Below are 6195 nucleotides of genomic sequence, written 5' to 3'. Positions count from 1 at the left end.
TTGAACCCACGACCACCGCACGGTCCTCGAACACCGACCGCGTCGTCGCCAGCGACCACGCGACATCGATGCCGCGGTCGGCGGAACCCCGCGCGTCCAGCAGCCGCGCCGCCTGGGCCCGCAGCGCCGTCTCGCCGCGTGCCGACACGGGCCACAGCAGCACCCCGGCGTCGCCACCGGAGGCGGCGGGCTCCTCGGTCTCCCCCGGCTCCTCCAGCACCACATGTGCGTTGGTGCCGCTGACGCCGAAGGCGGAGACGCCGGCGCGGCGCGGCCGGCCGTCGTCGGTCCGCGGCCACGGCTGGGCGTCGGCGAGCAGGCTGACCCGGCCCGTCGACCAGTCGACGTGGCGGGAGGGGGCGTCGACGTGGAGCGTGCGCGGGAGCAGCCCGTGGCGCATGGCCATGACCATCTTGATCACGCCGCCGACCCCGGCGGCGGCCTGGGTGTGCCCGATGTTCGACTTCAACGAGCCGAGCCAGAGCGGTTGTTCACGGTCGCGTCCGTAGGTGGCGAGCAGCGCCTGGGCCTCGATGGGGTCGCCCAGCGTGGTGCCCGTGCCGTGGGCCTCCACCGCGTCCACGTCCGTCGTCGACAGCCCGGCGCTCGCCAGGGCCGCCCGGATCACCCGCTGCTGGGAGGGCCCGTTCGGGGCGGTCAGTCCGCTGCTGGCGCCGTCCTGGTTGACCGCGCTGCCCCGGATGACGGCCAGCACCCGGTGCCCGTTGCGCCGCGCGTCCGACAGCCGCTCCAACAGCAGCAGGCCCGCGCCCTCGCCCCAGCCGGTGCCGTCCGCGGCGTCCGCGAAGGACTTGCAGCGGCCGTCGGCGGAGAGTCCGCGCTGGCGGCTGAACTCGGTGAAGGTGACCGGCGTGGACATCACGGCGACACCGCCCGCCAGGGCCAGGGAGCACTCGCCCGCCCGCAGCGCCCGGCAGGCCAGGTGCAGGGCGACCAGGGAGGAGGAGCAGGCCGTGTCCACCGTGACGGCCGGGCCCTCCAGGCCGAGGGTGTAGGCGACGCGCCCGGAGGCGATGCTGCCGGCGCTGCCGTTGCCGATGAAGCCCTCGAGGCCGGGCGGGGGGACGTCGAACCGGGAGCCGTAGTCGTTGTACATGACACCGACGAAGACGCCGGTGGGGCTGCCCCGCAGGGTGCCGGGGTCGAGTCCGGCCCGCTCCAGGGCCTCCCAGGAGATCTGCAGCAGGAGCCGCTGCTGCGGGTCGGTGCCGAGGGCCTCGCGCGGCGACATGCCGAAGAAGTCGGGGTCGAAGTCGGCGGCGTCGTGCAGGAAGCCGCCCTCTCGGGTGTAGCAGGTGCCCGGGTTCTCGGGGTCGGGGTGGTAGAGGGACGCCACGTCCCAGCCGCGGTCCTCCGGGAAGGGCGTGATGGCGTCGGTGCCCTCGGCGACCAGGCGCCACAGGTCCTCGGGGGTGCGCACGTCGCCCGGGTAGCGGCAGGCCATGGAGACGATCGCGATGGGCTCGCGGTCCTTGGTCTCCAGCTCGCGCAGGCGGCCGGTGGTGCGGTGCAGGTCGGCGGTGACCCGCTTCAGGTAGTCCCGCAGGCGGTCTTCGCTCACAGCTCGGCCCCCAGACCCGGGTCGCACACCACGACGGAGAGCTGGGGCAGGCCCGCTGCGCTCGGAACGGTAGACAACACCGGATTCTCCTCAGGCTCGGACACCCACGCTCCTGGCATGGCTCCTCGAACACCTCGAACCCGGCCCAGTCTGGGGGCGGCCGGGCGGTCCACGGCCGCTCCACCTCCGACTCTGAAAAATCCCCTAGTTGCCCATGGCACCGTCCCGGCGCCGGTCCGGCCCGCTCCCGGCGCCGGTCGACGGCGGCCGGCACCGGCAAATCCCTAGAGTTGCGCGGCTCTTCTGGCCTTCGTTCGGCCCGGCGTGCTGCGCTGAGCCCGCTCCCGGCCCGCCCTCCCGTGCGGCCCGCCTACCAGAGGGGTTCCCGATGACAGCCCTGCCCGCTCCTGCAGGTCCCGAGGTGGCCGCGCCGCCCGAGGTCGGTCTCGACGGTGGTTCGAGCCTGCTGGCCTGGCTGCGGCGGATGCGCGACGAGCAGCCGGTGTGGCGCGATCCGGCGGGCCGCTACCACGTCTTCCGGCACGAGGACGTCCAGCGGATCACCGCCGACCCGGCGGCCTACTCCTCGGACACGGTGACCCGGCTGTCGGGTGGTGAGCGCCAACCGCCGGGCGGCACGCTGCTGTTGCTGGACCCGCCGCGCCACGGAAAGCTGCGGCGACTGGTGAGCAAGGTCTTCACCGCGAAGATGATCAACGAGCTGACCCCCCGGATCACCGAGGTGGCCACCGAGCTGCTCGACGGTCTCGACGGCGACCGCTTCGACCTCGTCGAGGCGTTCGCCAACCCGCTGCCGGTGATCGTGATCTCCTCGATGCTCGGGGTCCCGCCGTCCGACCACCCGCTGTTCCAGGTCTGGGCGGACAACCTGCTGACCGTCGACTGGGAGACGCCCGAGGGCGCCGAGGTCATGGGCCGGACCGTGCAGGAGCTGGACGCCTATCTGCGTCGGCACGTCGCCGAGCGGCGGGCACGCGAGTACGACGACCTGATGAGCCTGCTGGTCCGCGCCGAGGTCGACGGGGAGAGCCTGAACGACGACGACGTGGTCAGCTTCGCCGCGCTGCTGCTGCTGGCCGGCCATGTCACCACCGCCGTGCTGCTCGGCAACATGCTGCTGACCCTGGATCAGGAAGAGGGCCTGCTGTCCGAGTTGCGCGCCGACCGCGCGAGGATCACGCCGTTCACCGAAGAGGTCCTGCGCTGCCGGCCGCCGTTCCTGAAGATCGAGCGGGTGCCCACGGCACCGGTGGAGATCGCCGGGGAGAAGGTGCCCGAGAACGCGATGGTGTACCTCTGGCTGCTGTCCGCCAATCGCGACGAGCGCGTCTTCCCCGACCCGGACCGCTTCGTGCCCGGCCGGTCCAACGCCAAGCAGCTCGCCTTCGGGCACGGCATCCATTACTGCCTGGGCGCCCCGCTGGCCCGCATGGAGGGACAGATCGCGCTCAACCTGATGCTCGACCGCTACGTCGACATCCGGGTCGACCGTGACGCACCGCTGTCCTACTTCGACAACCGTGTCAACGTCTTCGGTCTTCGGCGGCTGCCCCTGACGGTCCGCCGTGCCTGAGCGGCGCATCCGGGCGGACAACCCACCAGACGGAGGACTCATGGCCTACGAGCCGAAACCACCGGTGATCCCCACCGACCGCACCTGCCCCTTCGACCCCGATCCGGAGTACCGCCGGCTCCGTGAGGAGGAACCGATCAGCCCGGTCCGGTTCGACATCGCGCCGGGCCGCGACGACGGCTGGCTGGTCACCCGGCACGACCATGTGCGGGCCATCATGACCGACCCCCGGTTCAGTCACCGCGCGGAGCTGCTGGCGCTGGTGGCGTCGCCGCCGTTCGAGGTGGAGAAGTACGAGCCCCAGCCGTCGGGCCCGGGGTCGTTCGTCCGCATGGACGCCCCGGACCACACGCGCTACCGGCGGCTGCTGACCGGCTTCTTCACGGTCCGCAAGATTCAGGAGTACGAGCCGACGCTCGCCGGGATCATCGACGACGTGCTCGACGAGATGGCGGACCTCGAACCGCCGGTGGACCTGCTGCCGGCATTCGTGCAGAAGGTCGTCTACCGGTCGGTGCACTCGGTGATGGGTGTGCCGGAGGAGGACATCGCCGAGCTCGACCGGCACTTCTCGGCGATCATGCGGATCGACTACACGCTCGAGGAGTTCGTCGAGCACAACACGGCGCTGGACCAGACCCTGGCCCGGGTCGTCAAGGACCTGTTCGCCGAGCCGAACGACAAGCTGCTCGGCAAGCTGGTCAAGACCGGTGAGCTGACCGAGGAGGAGCTGGCGAACATCGCCTGGATCACCATCGGCGGCGCCCTGGACACCACGCCGAACATGCTGGGTCTCGGCACGTTCGCCCTGCTGGAGCATCCGGAGCAGCTGGCGAAGGTCCGCGAGCAGCCCGAGCTGATGGAGCGGGCGGTGGAGGAGCTGCTGCGCTACCTGACGATCTCCCACATGGGCGCGAGCCGGGTGGCGCTGGAGGACGTGGAGGTCGGCGGACAGAAGATCGAGGCCGGGCAGACCGTGGTGCTGTCCCTGCCGGCCGCCAACCGGGACCCGGAGCAGTTCGAGGACCCGGAGGTCTTCGACGTCACCCGTCCCTCCCGCCGCCACCTGGCGTTCGGCTTCGGCATCCACCAGTGCCTGGGGCAGCATCTGGCCCGGGCGACCCTGCGCATCGGCTTCCAGAAGCTCTTCGACCGTTTCCCGGACCTCCGGCTGGCGGTCGAGCCGGGGGAGGTCCCGCTGCGGGACAAGGCGATGCACTACGGCGTGTACGCGCTGCCCGTGACCTGGGGGTGAGCGAGCCCCCCGGACACGAACCGCGGGCCGTCCCGGCAACGGGGCGGCCCGCGGTTCCCGTTTCCGCCGCCCGGGCGGGCCGCGGGACGGCCGGGCAGGGGCTCAGCTCAGGTGGGACATGCGGGGCCAGGTGGTGCGCCAGGAGTGGCGCAGTCCCTCGCAGACCCAGACGGGGGTGCCCCAGTTGAGGTTGTGCACCTTCTCCTCGTTGGTGACCGTGCCGCGGCGGCGCACGCCGGTGAAGAACTGCCGCAGGAAGCGGGCGTCCGCGCCGACGAAGACCACGGTCGCGGTGTCGTCGGCCGGGCGGCGCAGGTACCGGTAGCCGCGGTGGCCGCTGTAGGGCCGCGGCAGTCCGAGCCCGGGGCCGAACCGGTCGAGGGCACCGGCCTGGTCGTAGCGGTCGGTGACCAGCAGGGCCCGGCGGCGCCGGTCGGCGGGCAGACCACGGTAGACGCGGGCCACCGAGGCGGCCAGGTCGGGCCAGCCGACGCTCTCCATGGCCAGCCGGTCGGCGGAGGAGCGGGTGAGCCGCTGCACCGGGTAGACCGGCAGGACCTGGACCGCCAGGGCAGCCGACAGCAGGTAGACGACGGCCGTCGACCAGATCCGCGGGCGGGTGGCGCCCAGGCGCTGCAGGGCGGTGGCGCCCGCCGCCCACAGCACGGCGAACAGCCCGGCGACGTAGTAGGGCCGTCCGTGGACGACGAGGTAACAGACACACAGTCCGGCGAAGGTCAGCCCGAGGAACCGGTAGGGGCGTGCCCTGCGGGCGAACAGCAGCCATCCGAGCCCGCAGCCGAGGAGGAGGGCGCCGGCCAGTCCGGCGGCCGCCAGGACGGTGGGCAGGAACACGGCCCGGCCGCCCTCCTCGGCGGCGACCTCCCGGGCGATGACGCCGGTCATGGCCAGCTGGGGCCAGCCGGCGCGGGCCTGCCACAGCAGCCCGGGCACCGCGGTGACCAGGACTCCCGCCGCCGTGGCCCACAGCAGCGGGCGGCGCAGCAGCTCCCGTGGGCCGACGAGGAGCAGGGACACGAGCAGCGCGGCCCACAGGCCGACGCTGAGGAACTTCACCTGGAGGGAGACGACCGCGGTCAGGCCGAGCAGGAGCAGCAGCCGGTCGCGCCGGGTGCGGACCCAGCGCACCAGCAGCCAGACCCCGGCCGTCGTCAGGAAGATGTCCAGGGTGGCGGTGATGAGCAGGTGGCCCATCTGGAGCATGACCGGCGAGACGGCGTACGCACCGGCGGTGGCGAGCTGGGCGGCCCGTCGGCCGCCCAGCTCACGGGCGGTCAGGGCGGCGATCAGCACCCCGAGCGCGGTGGCGGCCGCGGCCGGTGCGCGCAGCACCACCAGCGAGCCGGGCGCCAGGGCGTCGAGACCGTGGGCCAGCAGGGGCAGCAGCGGGGGCTGGTCGGCGTACCCCCACGCGGGGCTGCGGCCGGCGGCGAGGAAGTACAGCTCGTCGCTGAAGTAGCCGAAGCGGTCGGCGGTGAGCAGCAGCAGGGCCGCGGTGGCGCAGGCGACGGCGCACACCGGCAGCAGGGCCAGGGGTGGGGGTGGGGGTAAGGGTGGGGCGGCGGGGGGACGGGCACGGGACGGGGTCCCGGGAGGTCGGTACCCGCCGTCGCGGTGGGTGTCCTCGTCCCGGGTGGTGGGGGGCATCGTCGCTTCCTCGTTCCTGTCGGGTTCGCGTTGGGGGATCCGCGCAGGCTTGTGCGTCGAACCTACGGTCGGGGACGGCTGCCGGAACGGTGTGTT

4 protein-coding genes are annotated in these 6195 nt (G+C 72.9%); 2 read left to right on the top strand and 2 right to left on the bottom strand.

The genetic code is table 11. From position 1 onward, the window contains the following. Positions 1 to 1582 (bottom strand): type I polyketide synthase (locus AQJ58_RS39395; RefSeq protein WP_199844797.1); only part of this gene is annotated, 1582 nt, incomplete at its 3' end. A gap of 388 nt (positions 1583 to 1970) precedes the next feature. On the opposite strand from AQJ58_RS39395, the gene AQJ58_RS39390 reads away from it, so the two are divergent. Further along, a complete protein-coding gene (locus AQJ58_RS39390) occupies positions 1971 to 3176 on the top strand; it encodes a cytochrome P450 (RefSeq protein WP_067259364.1) in 1206 nt (401 codons plus the stop codon). Between the two features lie 40 nt (positions 3177 to 3216). Continuing rightward, positions 3217 to 4431: a cytochrome P450 gene (locus AQJ58_RS39385; protein ID WP_067259362.1), complete on the top strand. Its 1215-nt coding sequence runs from the start codon at positions 3217 to 3219 to the stop codon at positions 4429 to 4431. Positions 4432 to 4533: 102 nt separating this feature from the next. On the opposite strand, the gene AQJ58_RS39380 is transcribed toward AQJ58_RS39385, so the two are convergent. Then, positions 4534 to 6099: a glycosyltransferase family 39 protein gene (locus AQJ58_RS39380; RefSeq protein ID WP_079079516.1), complete on the bottom strand. Its 1566-nt coding sequence runs from the start codon at positions 6097 to 6099 to the stop codon at positions 4534 to 4536. Positions 6100 to 6195: the final 96 nt, after the last annotated feature.

Origin of the sequence: Streptomyces sp. DSM 15324, assembly GCF_001514285.1 — a bacterium.
Lineage (GTDB): Bacteria > Actinomycetota > Actinomycetes > Streptomycetales > Streptomycetaceae > Streptomyces.
This window is presented reverse-complemented; position numbering and strand designations above follow the sequence as displayed.